Origin of the sequence: Micromonospora sp. LOL_015, assembly GCF_048060275.1 — a bacterium.
Taxonomy (GTDB): domain Bacteria; phylum Actinomycetota; class Actinomycetes; order Mycobacteriales; family Micromonosporaceae; genus Micromonospora_E.
The window spans coordinates 157,541-172,318 of record NZ_JBHMIO010000005.1 but is presented as its reverse complement, the minus strand read 5'-3'; the positions used below and the strand labels follow the sequence as shown (position 1 = coordinate 172,318).

The 14,778-nt window shown below is 72.1% G+C and carries 13 protein-coding genes and 1 pseudogene; 10 read left to right on the top strand and 4 right to left on the bottom strand.

Annotation, left to right across the window (positions count from 1 at the left end; genetic code table 11):
- Positions 1 to 30 precede the first annotated feature (30 nt).
- A complete protein-coding gene (locus ACFHWU_RS07580; RefSeq protein ID WP_123603865.1) occupies positions 31 to 327 on the top strand; it encodes a WhiB family transcriptional regulator in 297 nt (98 codons plus the stop codon).
- Between the two features lie 54 nt (positions 328 to 381).
- Here the strand turns inward: ACFHWU_RS07580 and ACFHWU_RS07575 are convergent, their stop codons facing one another.
- Genes ACFHWU_RS07575 through ACFHWU_RS07565 form a run of 3 tightly spaced genes read right to left on the bottom strand, consistent with a single transcriptional unit; the run spans position 382 to position 3,275 of the window.
- Positions 382 to 1,527, bottom strand: coding sequence for an ArsA family ATPase (locus ACFHWU_RS07575; RefSeq protein WP_416590167.1), 1,146 nt, complete (start codon positions 1,525 to 1,527; stop codon positions 382 to 384).
- Positions 1,528 to 1,564: 37 nt separating this feature from the next.
- Positions 1,565 to 2,575, bottom strand: coding sequence for an ArsA family ATPase (locus ACFHWU_RS07570; protein WP_416552072.1), 1,011 nt, complete (start codon positions 2,573 to 2,575; stop codon positions 1,565 to 1,567).
- Positions 2,576 to 2,603: 28 nt separating this feature from the next.
- Positions 2,604 to 3,275, bottom strand: coding sequence for a hypothetical protein (locus ACFHWU_RS07565; protein ID WP_416552071.1), 672 nt, complete (start codon positions 3,273 to 3,275; stop codon positions 2,604 to 2,606).
- Positions 3,276 to 3,423: 148 nt separating this feature from the next.
- On the opposite strand from ACFHWU_RS07565, the gene ACFHWU_RS07560 reads away from it, so the two are divergent.
- From ACFHWU_RS07560 to ACFHWU_RS07520, 9 genes and pseudogenes are all read left to right on the top strand, one after another.
- Entirely contained in the window at positions 3,424 to 3,579 is a 156-nt protein-coding gene (locus tag ACFHWU_RS07560) for a DUF4177 domain-containing protein (RefSeq protein WP_123603862.1), read from the top strand.
- Entirely contained in the window at positions 3,576 to 4,037 is a 462-nt protein-coding gene (locus ACFHWU_RS07555) for a RidA family protein (protein WP_416552070.1), read from the top strand. Before ACFHWU_RS07560 ends, ACFHWU_RS07555 begins: the two co-directional genes overlap by 4 nt.
- A gap of 89 nt (positions 4,038 to 4,126) precedes the next feature.
- Entirely contained in the window at positions 4,127 to 5,023 is an 897-nt protein-coding gene (locus ACFHWU_RS07550; protein WP_416590166.1) for an MBL fold metallo-hydrolase, read from the top strand.
- A pseudogene (locus tag ACFHWU_RS07545) lies at positions 5,020 to 8,610 on the top strand (adenylate/guanylate cyclase domain-containing protein); the annotation flags it as partial. The gene ACFHWU_RS07550 and the pseudogene ACFHWU_RS07545, both read left to right, overlap by 4 nt.
- A 142-nt stretch (positions 8,611 to 8,752) precedes the next feature.
- Complete coding sequence (locus ACFHWU_RS07540; protein ID WP_416590165.1) at positions 8,753 to 9,205, top strand: hypothetical protein; 453 nt, start codon at positions 8,753 to 8,755, stop codon at positions 9,203 to 9,205.
- A 52-nt stretch (positions 9,206 to 9,257) separates the two neighbouring features.
- On the top strand, positions 9,258 to 10,940 hold the full coding sequence (locus tag ACFHWU_RS07535; protein WP_416552067.1) for a serine/threonine-protein kinase: 1,683 nt from the start codon (positions 9,258 to 9,260) through the stop codon (positions 10,938 to 10,940).
- Between the two features lie 39 nt (positions 10,941 to 10,979).
- Positions 10,980 to 11,840 carry a hypothetical protein gene (locus tag ACFHWU_RS07530; RefSeq protein WP_416590164.1) on the top strand — a complete coding sequence of 287 codons (861 nt, stop codon included), beginning with the start codon at positions 10,980 to 10,982 and terminating at the stop codon, positions 11,838 to 11,840.
- Between the two features lie 148 nt (positions 11,841 to 11,988).
- Positions 11,989 to 12,939 (top strand): transporter substrate-binding domain-containing protein, encoded by a 951-nt coding sequence (locus ACFHWU_RS07525; RefSeq protein ID WP_416590163.1) that lies wholly within the window; start codon positions 11,989 to 11,991, stop codon positions 12,937 to 12,939.
- Positions 12,936 to 13,982: a hypothetical protein gene (locus ACFHWU_RS07520; protein ID WP_416552063.1), complete on the top strand. Its 1,047-nt coding sequence runs from the start codon at positions 12,936 to 12,938 to the stop codon at positions 13,980 to 13,982. The genes ACFHWU_RS07525 and ACFHWU_RS07520 overlap by 4 nt, the downstream gene beginning before the upstream one ends.
- 62 nt (positions 13,983 to 14,044) lie before the next feature.
- Here the strand turns inward: ACFHWU_RS07520 and ACFHWU_RS07515 are convergent, their stop codons facing one another.
- Positions 14,045 to 14,722 carry a Crp/Fnr family transcriptional regulator gene (locus ACFHWU_RS07515; protein WP_123603854.1) on the bottom strand — a complete coding sequence of 226 codons (678 nt, stop codon included), beginning with the start codon at positions 14,720 to 14,722 and terminating at the stop codon, positions 14,045 to 14,047.
- Between the last annotated feature and the right edge of the window lie 56 nt (positions 14,723 to 14,778).

Sequence of the window (14,778 nt, the reverse complement as noted above, 5' to 3'; positions counted from 1 at the left end):
AGCGGAAATTGCTAGGGGGGACGTGGAACGATGGGCATGATCGCTGATTGGCCCAGCCTGGCGGCGTGCCAGAGCGGAGACCCGGACGCGTTGTTCGTGCAGGGCGCTGAGCAGAACGTGGCCAAGCGCATCTGCCGGGGCTGCCCGGTCCGGTACGAGTGCCTGGCCGACGCACTCGACAACCGGATCGAATTCGGGGTCTGGGGCGGCATGACCGAACGGGAACGGCGGGCCCTGCTGCGCCGGCACCCGCAGGTGGCGAGCTGGCGCAAGATGTTCGAAGCAGCCATGCGGGACCGCGAAAAGGTGCTCGTCGCCACCAAGTGATCCGCTGAACCGGGAGCTGTGCGCGCGACCAGAGGGAGCCGCGCAGGATCAGGCTCAGCCGGCGACCGTGTGGCCGATCGTCCGTAGCCCGTCGACGTCGTGCACGTCGGCGGGCTGCGCGCGGACGGTCGCCACCGGCACCTGCGGGAACGCGTCGGTGAACATCGCCGCCACCCGGTGCTCCCGCGCCGACTGCTGTGCCACCGCGGCGTGCACCCGCAGCACCTCCGCCGTCGCCGGATGCCCGCCGTCGCGGTCCAGCTCCCGCGCGGCGGTCAGGCTCCGCTCGGCGGACAACCCGGGGACGGCCGGTTCGTGCACCCGATTGAGTACCAGCCCGGCGAGCGGCATCCGCTCCGCGCCGAGCCGACCGGCGAAGTACGCCGCCTCCCGTACCGCATCCGGCTCCGGTGCCGCGACCAGCAGAAACGCCGTCTCGTCGGCCTGCAGGACCCGGTACGTCTGCTCGGCCCGCTGCCGGAAGCCGCCGAACATCGAGTCCAGCGCCGCCACGAAACCGGACAGGTCACTGAGCAACTGGGCGCCGAGGATCTTCTGTACCGCCCGGGAGAACACCCCGAACGACGCGGTCACCAGGCTGAACATACTTCGACCACCGGCGCGGGCCGGCGCCAGCAGCAGTCGGAGCATCCGGCCGTCCAGAAAGCGCGCCAACCGGGCCGGCGCGTCCAGGAAATCCAGCGCGGACCGCGACGGCGGCGTGTCGACCACGATCAGATCCCACTCGCCACCGGCGTGCAGCTGGCCCAGCTTCTCCATCGCCATGTACTCCTGCGTGCCAGCGAAGGTCGAGCTCATGGCCTGGTAGAACGGGTTCGCGAAGATCTCGGCGGCCTTGTCCGTGTCGGTGTGCGCGAGCACCACCTCGTCGAAGGTGCGCTTCATGTCCAGCATCATGGCGTGCAACTCGCCGCCGCTGACCTCCGCCTCGATGCCCTTGACCTGCCGGGGAGTGTTGTCCAGCTCGGTCAGGCCCAGTGACTGCGCCAGCCGGCGGGCCGGGTCGATGGTGAGCACCACGGTGCGCCGGCCGTGCCGCTCGGCGGCGCGCAGCGCCAGGGCCGCCGCGGTTGTCGTCTTGCCCACCCCACCAGCACCGCAGCAGACCACGATCCGTACGCCCGGATCCGCCAGGATCCGGTCGACGTCCAGCGGTGGCGCTGCGTGATCAGGAGGCACCTGTCGAGCGTATCGGGGTCGGCCCAGGATTCGCCGATCAAGTCGCTGTGAGGTCGCTTCCAGCGGCTGACCCGGTGCCGGTCAGCAACGCTGCGGCCAGCGTGTCCAGGCCCTCGCGGGTGACCCCGTCCGGCAGCAGCGGCAGCCGGACGATCGGCCGGCCCAACTCGACCAGGTCGGTCAGCAGCGAGTCCTCCAGCGTGCGGCGGGTGAGGTGCTCCTGTGCCTCGGCCCGCAGGCCGGTCACCGTCTCCCGGTCGGTCGGCAGCCCGGCTGCGGCCAGCCCGCGCCGAAGCTGCGTCTGGCCGACCGGCCCGTTGGCGAGCAACGGCGGCCGGGCCGAGTTGACGATCACGTTGCCCACCGGGATGCCCAGCGCGGTCAGGTCGGCGACCGCGTCGAGGGTCTCCTGCACCGGCATCTCCTCCAGCAGGGTCACCACGTGCACCGCGGTGATCGGTGAGCGCAGCAGTACCGCGACGCCCTCGCTCTGGGTCTTGATCGGGCCGACCTTTGCCAGCCGGGCAGCCTCGGCGGTCACGTTCAGGAACCGGCCGATTCGCCCGGTGGGCGGTGCGTCGAGCACCACCGCGTCGTAGACCCGCCGCCGGTCCACCATCCTGGTGGTGGCCTCCTTCACCTTGCCGGTGAGCAGGACGTCGCGTAGCCCGGGAGCGATGGTGGTGGCGAAGTCGATGGCGCCCAGGCGCCGCAGCGCCCGCCCGGCCGCGCCCAGCTTGTAGAACATGTCGAGGTACTCCAGCAGCGCCTCCTCCGGGTCCACCGCCAGGGCGCGGACCTCGCCTCCGGCGGCCGAGGCGGTGATCCGGCGCTCCTGGTACGGCAGCGGCCCGATGCCGAACAGCTGTGCGATGCCCTGGCGGCCCTCCACCTCGGCGAGCAGGGTGCGCTTGCCCGAGCCGGCCAGGGCGAGCGCCAACGCGGCGGCGACACTGGTCTTGCCGGTCCCGCCCTTGCCGGTCACCACATGCAACCGGGACGGCCAGCCGGGTACGGCGGCGACAGGTGACTGCTCGGTGACCCCCACGTCCAACCAGACTAGTGCGCGGCGCGGCTCAGTTGACGTCGCAGACGAACCAGCCGGACTTCTGCACCACCACGAAGCTGAGATCCTGCTCCGCGCTGCGCTCGTCCTCGGTGACCATGCGCACGGTGACCGAGACGACTGCCCGATCTTCGTCCTGCTCATCGACGGTCGGCACGTTCCACTCGAACTGCGGGTTGCGGTACGTCGACGAGTAGCCCTCGATCTCCTCCACCTTCTCAATCAGCGCGGACTCGTCCCGGGCCTCCCGGCAGACCAGGTCGGCTGCGGCCGTGACGTCCCGGTCGGTGTACACGGCGTGGAGGAAATCGTCCACGGCGGCGACCGGTTCGGCCGCGCCGCTACCCGTCTCCAAGTTGTTGATCACCAGGAATGCCGCGATGCCGCCACCACCGCAGAGCAGCAGTACGACACCGAGCACCACCGAGGTGATCAGCAGGCCGCGTCGGCGGCCGGCGGCGGCCGCGGCGGTCTGACCCGGCGGCGGCGGACTCGGCGGGCCACCCGGTGCCGCCGCGAACGGCGCAGCGGTGGGACGCTGCCAGGGCGGCGGCGGGATCGACTGCCCCGGCACTGTCGGCTGCGCCTCGGTCGGCTGTGCGTCCGGCGCCGGTGGCTGTGCGTCCGGCGCTGGTGGCTGTGCGTCCGGTGGCTGTGCCTCGCCACTGGGCGGTTGCGTCATCCTCATCCCCAGGTTCAGGTCTCGTCGTGGGCGGACCGTAGCCGCCACCAGACGATCAGGGTATCTGGCCGATGCACCCGGATCACCGTCCCGGCCGTTGGCCGTAGGCTGTGGCGGTTGCCGAATCAGAGCTAGGAGCCGTAACGCGATGCAGAAGTGGGAGTACGTAACCGTGCCGCTGCTGGTGCATGCCACCAAGCAGATCCTCGACAACTGGGGCGAGGACGGCTGGGAACTGGTCACCGTGATTCCCGGCCCCAACCCGGACCAGCTGGTGGCGTACCTGAAGCGGCCGAAGTCGTGACCGGCGGCCCGCACGCCCGCCTCACCGAACTGGGGCTGAGCCTGCCGACCGTGGTTCCGCCGGTGGCCGCCTACGTTCCGGCGGTCCGCTCCGGTCAGCAGGTCTACGTCTCCGGCCAGCTGCCGATGGCCGACGGAGCGCTGCTCGCCGTCGGCAAGGTCGGCGCCGAGGTCACCCCCGAACAGGGCAGGGAACTTGCCGCTCGGTGTGCGCTGAACGCGCTCGCCGCGATCGACGCCCTGGTCGGTCTCGACGCCGTGACCCGGATCGTCAAGGTCACCGGGTTCGTCGCCTCGGCCGCCGGGTTCACCGGCCAGCCCGCCGTGATCAACGGTGCATCCGAGCTGTTCGGCGAGGTCTTCGGCGATGCCGGCCGGCACGCCCGCAGCGCCGTCGGGGTGGCCGAGCTTCCGCTCGGCGCGCCGGTCGAGGTGGAGGTCGTCGTCGAGGTCTCCTGACCCGGTCCGCGCCGGCCGAGCGCCGGCCGGCACCCGAGCGGGTTGAAGAAGTCTCGGCGAAGTCACCGCGCGGCCGTACCATCGCAGCCATGACCGCGCACGTCACCACCCCTGCCGCGGCCCTGGCCAGTGATCTGCCGGGCTGGGCGACCCTGGTGCGGGCACCCAACCCCGGGCCGATGACGCTGGACGGCACCAACACCTGGGTGCTGCGTCGGCCGGGTGAGCGGTACGGCGTTCTCGTCGACCCGGGTCCGGCCGACGCCGGCCACCTCGACCGGCTGGCGGCGCACGGCCCGTACTCGATGATCCTGGTGACTCACGGGCACCCGGACCACGTCGAGGCGGTGCCGGCGGCCGCCGAGCGGTTCCGGGCCCCGGTACGCGGTCCGGCGGCCGACGAACGGGGCGAAGCCGCCGACCGCGACGGGGAAGCCCTCGACCGGCGGGCGGCGGAGGCGACCCGGCTCGGCGACGGGACCGTGCTGGACGTCGCCGGGCTGACCGTCACCGTGCTGGCCACCCCCGGCCACACCGCCGACTCGGCCTGCTTCCTGGTCGCCGGGCCGGACGGGCGGGAGGCCATGCTGACCGGTGACACCATCCTCGGCCGGGGCACCACCGTGGTCGCCTGGCCCGACGGCGACCTCGGCGACTACCTGGCCAGCCTGCGGCGACTCGCGGCGTACGACCAGGTCACGGCGCTGCCGGGGCACGGCCCGGCGCTGACCGACTGCGCCGCCGCCGCCCGGTTCTACCTGGCCCACCGGCAGGCCCGGCTGGACCAGGTCCGCCAGGTGGTGGCCCGGGGCGTGACCGAACCGGCGGCCGTTGTCGCCGAGGTGTACGCCACCGTCGACCGGGCACTGTGGCCGGCCGCCGAGTGGTCGGTCCGGGCACAGCTCGCCTACCTGGACGCCTTGACCTACAGCGTGGCCGGTGACCGGGAATCGACACCGGGGTGGACCGGGTTGGACCGCCAGTGACCTGCCCGGTGTGCGGAACCGTCGCGGTACCCGGCGCGCGGTTCTGCCACAACTGTGGCGGTGCGCTGCCGGCCGCTGCCTTCCTACCGGCTGCCGAACGCCGGGTGGTCACCGTGCTCTTCGGCGATTTATCCGACTTTACCTCCTGGTCGGAGGATCTCGACCCGGAACGGGTCGGTGCCGTCACCGACCGGGTGCTCGCCGCCCTGGCCGGGGCGGTCAAGACGTTCGGCGGGCACGTCGACAAGCTGACCGGTGACGGGATCATGGCGGTCTTCGGCGCCCCGGTCGCCCACGAGGACGACGCCGAGCGTGCGGTACGGGCCGCGCTCAGCATGCAGCGGGCGGTGCGGCGGGTGCTCGACGACGAGCGGGGCGGCGGCGCCCCGCTCGGCCTGCGGGTCGGCCTGAACACCGGTGACGTGGTCGCCGGCATTCAGGCGGCCATCGAGTACACGGTGATCGGCGACACGGTCAACACCGCCGCGCGGCTCGCCGACGCGGCGGCGGTCGGCGCGGTGTACGCCGGCGCCGGCACCGTGACCGGCACCCGGCACGTCGCCGCCTGGCGGGAGCTGCGCCTGCTGCGGCTGAAGGGCAAACGCGCCCCGGTCGAGGCGTACGAGCTGCTCGGTCTGCACGACGCACCGGGCACCCGGTCGGGCATCGGCGACCAGGCCCCGTTCGTCGGGCGGGAGGCCGAGATCGGCCGGCTGGCCGGCCGGCTCACCGAGGTGATCGACCACGGCGACCCTCGGGTGCTGGTGCTCACCGCGGAGGCCGGCATCGGCAAGTCCCGGTTCGCCGTCGAGGTCGAGCGGTACGCCGCCGGTTACGACGTCGGCACCGGACGGTACGCGGCACCCACCGGCGCGCGGGCGCTCTCGGTCCGCTGCGCCGCCTTCGGTGAGCGGCGTCGGCTGGCCCCACTGGCCGACCTGGTGCGGATCGCGGCCGGCCTGCCCCGGGACAGCTCCACCGCGGTCACCCGCCCGGTGGTCGAGGAGCGGCTGCGCCGTCTCGGGCAACGATTGGCCCGGGTCCGTCCGGAGCCGCCGCCGCTCTCCGTCGACCTGCTGCTGACTCTGCTCGGGTACGCGGATCCACCGGCCGCCGCGCACCCGTCGTCGGGCCCGGCCGACCTGACCACGGACGCTCCGGTGCTCGACGCCGAGGCGATCCCGAGCGCGGTGGCCGACCTGCTCAGCGCCCTGGCCCGGGAGGCGCCGCTGCTGATCGTGGTCGACGACCTGCACGACGCTCTGCCGGACACCGTCGAGGTGCTCGGCGAGACGTTGTCCCGGCTCACCGGTCCGGTACTGGTGCTGCTGCTAGGCCGACCCGAGCTGGTGCGTACCGCCGGGGTGCTGACCGGGGTGGCCGACGCCGAGGTGCACCCATTGCCGCCGCTGCGCGGGTCCGACGCGGCCCGGCTACTCACCTCGTACCTGGGCGGTGGGCGGCTGCCGCAACCCGACGTGGACCGGCTGCTGGCCACCGCCCAGGGCAACCCGTTCTACCTGGCCGAGCTGGTCACCCTGCTGATCGAGCGGGGCGCGCTGACCCGGACCGGTCCGTCGGCCGACGCCGACGCCGCTGGCGGCGACAGCGCGGACTGGCGGCTGGCACCCGGGTCGCTGAGCAGCCGGCTGCTCTCCCGGGACCTGGCCGCAGTGCTGGCCGCCCGGATCGACGCGTTGCCGGCCGACGCCCGGTCGGTGCTGCGTGACGCTGCGGTGGTCGGCGACGTGGTGCCGGACGGCACCTTGGAGTCGTTGCGGGACCGGCGGGACGGCCGGCCGGCGGCGGTGGTGGCGGTCGAGCTCGACCGGGCAGTCGAGGAGTTGCTGCAGCGACGCATGCTGCACCGCACCCGGGTCGGTTTCGCCTTCCCGACCCCGCTGATGCGGGAGGCCGCCTATGCCGGGATCGGCAAGGCCGACCTGGCGGAACGGCACGCGTGTCTGGCCCGGTGGGCGGCCGGGGCCGACGCGCCAGCGGCGGTCGGCACCGGCCCGGCGAGCGGTGGGCCGGGCGGGATGAGTCCGGCGCTGCGGGACGTGTTCGTCGCCGATCACGTCGAACGGGCCGTCGGCCTGGCCGAGGCGGTCGGGCTGCGCCCGGACTCGGCGGCCCGCGCCGTCGGGCCGCTGGGAGTCGCGGCGCTGGGCCGGGCGGCCCGCCGGGCGATCGCGGTCGGTGAACCGGAGTTGGCCGTGGAGTACGCCGAGCGGGCGTCCGCGCTCGGCGGGGACATGGTGCCGAAGGCCGACCGGCTGGTCTACGCCCGCGCGCTGCTGCAGACCGGGCGGCCGGCCGAGGCGTTGGCCACCGCCGAGAAGGTGCTCGCCAACGCCGGTGAGGATGCCGCAGCCCGGGCCGGTGCCCTGCTGGTGTCCGGTCGGGCCCACCGGGCGGTGGGCGACGCCGCCCGTGCGGTGGCGGTGTGGCGTGAGGCGTTGCGGGTGGCCACCGACGTAGGGCTGCCCGCCGAGCGGGCGGAGGCGATGCGCCGACTCGGGATGGCCGACTTCCTGGCCGGCCGGCTCAGCCGGGCGAGCAGCCGGTTCGCTGCGGCGTACCAGGTGAACCTGGCAGCTGGCGACCGGCGTGGGCAGGCCTGGTCGTTGCAGAGCCTGGCGTGGGTGACCACGATGCGCGGCGACTTCGCCGGCGCCGACGCGGTGCTGAACCGGGCGGCGCGGCTGTTCGTCGAGCTGGACGACCCGGTGGGGCGGGCCTGGCTGCGGGGCACCACCGCGTTCGCCCGGCTGCTCTCCGGCCGGTTGGCCGACGCCCGCCGGTTGGCCCGGGTTTTCCTGCCGTTCGGCGAGCGGGTGGGGGAGGCGTGGGCGGTCGGCACGCTGCGGGCGGTCGAGGCGTTCGCCGCGGCCGAGTTGGGTGAGTTGGCCGAGGCGGACCAGTCGGCGCGGCGCGCGTACCGGGATTTCGACAGCGCGGCCGACGACTGGGGTCGGGGCTTCGCGTTGCTGGCGCGGGGGGTGGTCGCGCGCGGGCTCGGCCAGTGGGAACACGCCGCCGATCTGCTCTCCGACGCGCTGGCCCAGGGCGAACGGATAGATCACCCGTTGCTGATCGGGATGGCCGGAACGCTGCGCGGCTTCGTCGCCCTGGAGTGCGGTGACGTGGCCGGTGCCGAGCGGTTGGCGCAGTCGGTGCTGACGTCGGTCGAGCCGCATGACCCGTTGGCCGCCGTCCAGGTGGCGCCACGGGTGCTGCTCGCCTCGGCGCGGCTGGCGGCGGGTGACCCACCGACCGCGGTCGGGCTGCTGGCACCGGTCGCGACCGCGATGGACAGCCCGGCGGTGTTGTTCTCCCGGCGTCAGACGTTGGCCCGGTACGCGGCGGCGCTGCTCGCCGACGGGCAGCCGGAGCCGGCGCTGCACTGGGCCCGGCGGGCGTTGGACTCGCCAGCGGAGGACGTCCGCAGCCAGGTCGTCGGGTTCGGTGTGCTGGCCTCCGCGCTCGCCGCCAACGGCGAGCAGGTCGCGGCACGGCAGGCAGCTGACCGGGCGGTCAGTCTCGCGTACGGCACCGAGCAGGTCAGCGAACGGGCCGCAGCCGACGCGATAAGGTCTACTGTGGATGACAGTGGCCTGGTCGGCGGGGTGGATCATGGCGGACCCGGGGATGCCGGCCGGGCGGCGCGCTCGCTAGCCTGACCCCACTGTGCTCCACCGTGGGCGTACTGTGGCCGGAGGAAACCCGATGAAGCTGCCCCGTTCGGTATCCGGGTGGACCGTCGCCGTGTTCGGGGCGATGGCCCTGCTGCTGGGCGCGGTCGGCCTGGCTCAGCCCGATGTCCTGCTCGTACTGCTCGGCTTCGACACACTGCCCACCGGGGAGCGGGCGGCCGGCGACTACACCCGTACGTTCATGGCAGCGTCGTCGATGGCCTCGTTCAACATGGGCGTCTACTACCTGCTGGCGGCGGTCACCGACTGGCGGCCGTTCTTTCTGTTCTCGGTGATCTTTCGGCTGGTCACCACGGTGGTGTTCACCGTGGTCGTGGTAGCCGAGGTGGCTCCGGTGCGGTTCGTCGGGGTGGCGGCCTGGGAAGGGCTGGGCGCGGTGGTGACCGGAGTGGCGTTGCTGACCGAACGTCGCCGCCGGGTGGGCGTACTGTCGCCCGGCACCGGCCGGTCGGCTGGCGACGGCTGACCCGGGCCCGGGGTCGCCCCGGCTGTCCGGAGTCTTGGGTACCGTTTACCGTGTGAACGACAGACTGCCGAGCGCGCTGCCGTTCCCCACAGTGCCTGGACTGTCAGATTTGTCGGTCTTTGCCAGAGGCGGCTACGCTACCGTCTACCGTGCGGTCCAGGAGTCGGTCGGCCGGGAGGTCGCCGTCAAGGTGGAGAACCGGGCTCTGGACAACGAGCGGGACCAGCGCCGGTTCATGCGGGAGGCGCGTGCCGCCGGGCGGATGTCGTCGCATCCGCACGTGGTGGACCTCTTCGACGTCGGCGTCACCGGGGATCTCCATCCGTACCTGATCATGGAGATGTGCGACGGCTCGTACGCCGACCGGATGCGCACCTCCCCGCTGGACGCCTTCGAGGCCCGTGACGTCGGGGTCAAGATCGCTGACGCGCTCGCCGACGCCCACCATCTCGGCGTCCTGCACCGCGACGTCAAACCGGCCAACATCCTCTACTCCCGGTTCAATGAGCCGGCCCTGGCCGACTTCGGCCTGGCCGTGCTGGTCGAGCACCGCGATGCCTCGGTCACCCTGGAGGTGCTGACCCCGGCGTACGCGCCACCCGAGTCGTTCCAGCACCGTCCGCCGTCGGCCGCCGCCGACGTCTACGCGCTCTGCGCCACCCTGTACGCCATCATGCGCGGCAAGCCGCCCCGCTGGGACGACGAGCGCAACCCGAGCCTGGTGGCTCTCCTGGAGATGTTCGACCGGCCGCTGCCGGACCTGCCCGGGGTCAACCCGGCGCTCACCGACGTACTGCGCCAGGGAATGGCGAACGATCCCGCCGCCCGACCTCCGGCGGTCGTGCTGCGGGACATGCTGGCGGCGGTGCCGCTCGGTCAGCACTGGAGCCCGGCCGCCCCGCACCGGCCGCCGTTCTCGATCGCCCCGGTCTCCGGCGGGCCACCGACCGGGTCGAGTAGCTGGGCCGACCCGACGACCCCGGTGCCGTCCCGGCCGGAGCGCAACGCGTCCTGGAGCGTCCCGGTGCCGCCCCCGCCGGAGCCGGGTCAGGTGCCCGGGCAACGCCCCGGCCCGCCGCCGTCGGCTGCCGATCCGCCCGACCCGCCGGTCGGCCGACCGGGTACCTCGCCCGACAACGCCGTCCGTTCCTGGCTGCGGACCCTTGCCGGCGGGCTCGGCCTGCTGGTACTGCTCGCGATGACCAGCCTGGGTACCTGGATCGTGGCCAAGGGCTCCGGTCCCAGCACGTTTCCCCCGATCACCGGAGCCGACCAGCGGACGACCGGTGCGGTGGCCAGTGAGAGCCCTGCCAGCGACCCCACCGGCGGCGGTCCGGCGGGCGCGGCGCTGCCGAACTGCCACCTGACGCTGCGACCGGAGCTGCGCTGTCCGGACGATCTCGAATGCTTCAACGGCCGGGTGTCGAACTCTCCGCGTACCCTGACCGCGACCGCCTGCACCGGCCGGCACACCTGGGAGACGTTCGCGGTCGGTGAGCTGCCGACCCGGTTGCGGGCTGCCGACCATGCCGCGATCCGGTCCGACCCGGCCGTCGTCGAGGCCTGCGGGGCGGAGAGCTTCCGGCTGTTCACCCTGCGGATGGACGCCAACGACTGGCAGTACACGGTGCTGCTGCCGGAACCGGCGGACCTCGCCGCCGGTGACCACCAGTACCGGTGCCTGGCGGGCAAGGGGCCCGGTCAACTGTTCGGTCCGACCCTGGCCGCCCGGTAACTGGCATTTGGCGCAAGTCTCGGCTGTCCGACTACCCGGGTGGTTAGCCTGACCTGGCAGTTGCGCAACCGCCGAGCGGCCGAGGTGACCGATGGAGCAGCCGGAAACGGGGCGGCCGTCCCGGCTCAGCCGGAGTCGACGACGATCGTCGCGGCGCTGGAGCAGGTTCGGCCGCACGAGTTCACCGTCCGTCGGTACGCCGACCGCGACGCGGCGGTGCAGGCCATCCGACACCGCGAGGTGTACGGCGCCGTAGTGCTGAACCCGGCCGGGCAGACCACGGCCGCCCGGCTACCGGTCACCGACGTCGTACCGCTCTCCCCGCACGACGAACGGGGTGCCGGGCTCAGCGCGTTCTTCTTTCCGCTGCTGCTCGGCGGTCTGAAAGGTGGCATCTTCATCGCGATCGGCATCCAGGGCACCGCCCGCCGGCTGCTCACCCTGGCGGTCTTCGCCATGATCGCCGGTACGGCGGTCGCGGTGGTCGGCCAGTACGCGTTCCGGATCCTGAGCGGATCCTTTCCGCTCAACGCGGCCGCGAGCGGGTTGACCGTGGCAGCCATCGCGGCAACGGTGATCGGCCTGCGCAACCTGTTCGGGCTGCACGGCGTCGGCGTCGGCACCGTGTTGATCATGCTGGTCGGCAGTCCGATCTCCGCCGCCACGCTGCCGGTCGAATTCCTGCCCCGGCCGTGGGGCGCCATCGGCCAGTTCTTTCCGCCCGGGGCGTCCGTCTCGTTGATCCGCTGCATCTCGTACTTCCCGGAAGCGCCGACCCTGCCGCAGTGGTTCGTGCTCTGCGGCTGGACGTTGGTCGGCTGCCTGCTCGCGCTGCTGACCCGCAACCGGCCGTCGGCCCGGACCCGGTCGACCACCCCGCCGAGCACGAAGATCGCCTGAACCGACCGGCACGAAGATCGCCTGATCTCGCGTGGCGCAACTCGACGGGGTCAGATCTTGCCGGCAGCCACTACTCTAGACAAAGCCGGCAATGTGGACGGCTGTCCGAGACGTAACCGATCCTGACTGTCGCAGTCGCGAGGTTGCCATGGCTGACAAATCCACCAGGTTCCGCACATACATCAACCACCGCACCCGGCAGATGATGACCACAATAGCCGTTGCTTCGACCCTGGTCCTGGTCGCTCTCGTCGCGTGCGAGGACAACCAGCCGCCGGACCGGCCAACTGTGCGGGATCTCCGGGAGGCCTCGACCATCAGCGAGCGGACCGAGTTGCATATCGGCGTCAATGTCGACATCCCGCTTATGTCCTACCGGCGAAACAACGCGTACCACGGCTTCGACATCGAGATTGCCCGCTACATCGCCGACTCCCTCGGCTTCGGCGACCAGAGCATCAGGTGGGTGCCACTGGACACCGAGGACCGAATCGAAAAGTTGCGCAGCGGCGAGGTCGACATCGTGGTGGCCAGCTTCTCCATCACCGAGGAACGTGAGAAGCGGGTCGGGTTCGCCGGCCCGTACCTGATCACCACACCTGAGGTGCTCGTCGCCACCGAGTACATCAACGAGATCACCACGATCACCGATCTGAACAGTGCGGAGTACACCGTCTGCGTCGCTGGCGGCTCCACCACCGAGGCGATGCTCAGGGAACGCGGGATCCCGCACCAGCAGGCCGACAACCCGGCCGCCTGCCGGGACGGCATCCTGGCCGGCGATTTCCAGGCGATGGTCTCCGATGAGACCATCCTCGCCGGACTCCGTTCGGAGAACCCCGACGAACTCGCCATCGTCGACATGCCGTTCGGCGTCGAGGAAGAACTGGGCATCGGGGTGCCGGTCGAGGACGAGAACCTTCGTGACCTGGTCAGCTACTTTCTGGACAAGAGCTACCAGCGGGACCAGCGGGACGAGGCGAACGCCTGGGAGACGGCGTACAACAACCACTTGGGCCAGTGGCTCGGCGAGGCCAGTCAGCCCCGGCCGGACGGCGCACCCGATCTGGTGGACCACGACGACAAGAACCGGCGGTGACCGCCGCGGAACGCCCGGTCGACGAGGCGGATCGGCGGAACCGGGCGGCGCAGCAGTTCTGGAGCGTGGTGGTCGGCGCCCCGGCGATCATCTCGGTGCTCCGGCTGGTCGTGGAGGCCGGCGGCGAGCTGCAGACCACCCTGCTGCTGGCCGCCAACGTCAACCCGGTGAACCTGGTCGCCGCCTTTGTCAGCACCGCGAGCCGGGTGGTTTCGGGTGCGATGGTGGCCCTCTTCGCGATCAGCGCGGTGCTGACCGTCAGCGTCGACAACGACCAGCGGCGGTGGGCCCGCCCGAAACCGCCGTTGCTGGTCCGCTGGATGCGAGTGGTGCCCGTCTGGTTCCTGATCGTTACCCTGCTGGTCGCGGTGGTGACCTGGAAAATCCTCTATCTGCCGCTGCTGCTGCCGGCGATCGCGGCCACCGCCCAACTGCTGACCCGTACGGTGGACGAGCGCCGCACGGCCGAGGACCCGCCGGACGACCGCCGGACGACCCGACTGACCCTGTTCGCCCTGCTGCTACTCGGCTACTACGGTCTGCTCGCGCCGACCCTGGTCGAGGCCGCGACCACCGGGGAGTGGTTCGTGGTGCTGATCCTGGCCGTGCCGCCGCTGCTGGCCCTCGTGGTGACCGGCCCGGTGTTGCCCGGCACGGTGCACCTGCTGGTCGCGTCCGGTCAACTCACCGTCATGATCGCGCTGGCCTGGACGTCGTACTCGGTGGCCACCGCGCCGGTGCTGCCCAGCACAGTGACCACCATCGAGGTGCCAGGCGGGGAGACCGAGCACATCCGGGGCAGCGTGATCGCGGTCGACGACGCGAGCGTGGCCATTCTGCAGGAACAGGGCGGTGTCCGGTACGTGCCGACCGACGACGTGGAGGCGCAGGTGCTCTGCCCGAGCGAGGCGGATCTAGCGCGCTACCGCCTCTGGGTGCACGGGTTCCACATTGAGGACTCGCTGCTTCAGGCGTTGGGACGGGAGGTCCGACCGGTCACCCCGGTGGATGCGGTCTGCCGGGCGACCGCCTCGGTGCGGTGAGCCAGCCGTTGCCCGATCAGGGTCGGATCTGCCGCCGGTCTCCGGGCAGATCCGCCGCCGGGTCACACCCGGGCGCGCCGGGCGAGCCGCTCGGGGTCGAGGATGATGATGCTCTTGCCGTCGAGCCGCAGCCAACCCCGGGAGGCGAAGTCGGCCAGCGCCTTGTTGACCGTTTCCCGGGACGCCCCGACCAGCTGGGCGATCTCCTCCTGGGTGAGATCGTGGGTCACCCGCAGCACCCCACCGTCGCGGGTGCCGAACCGGCCGGCCATCTGCAGCAGGTTCTTGGCGACCCGTCCCGGTACGTCGGTGAAGATGAGGTCGGCGAGGGCGTCGTTGGTCCGGCGCAGCCGTCGGGCAAGCACCCGCAGCAGCTGCTCGGCGATCTCCGGCCGATTGTTCAGCCAGGGCCGCAGCGCCTGCTTGCGCAGCCGGGCGAGGCGGGTGTCGGTGACGGCGGTCGCGGTGGCGGTACGCGGCCCGGGGTCGAACAGTGACAACTCGCCGACCATGTCCGACGGGCCCATCACGGCGATCAGGTTCTGCCGCCCGTCGGCCGCCCGTCGGCCGACCTTGATCTTGCCGGTGAGCACGATGTACAGGCTGTCACCCGGCTCACCCTCGTTGAAGACGACCTCGCCCTTGCGGGCCTCGATCGTCTCCATCTCCTTGGCGAGTGCCTCGGCGGCCTCCGGGTCCACGCCCTGGAAGATCCCGCTACGAGCCAGCACCTCGTCCATCGCGCACCTCCGCCTGCGCGGCGTCCGTTCCCCGGCACCCCAGCCGTGACCAGCCG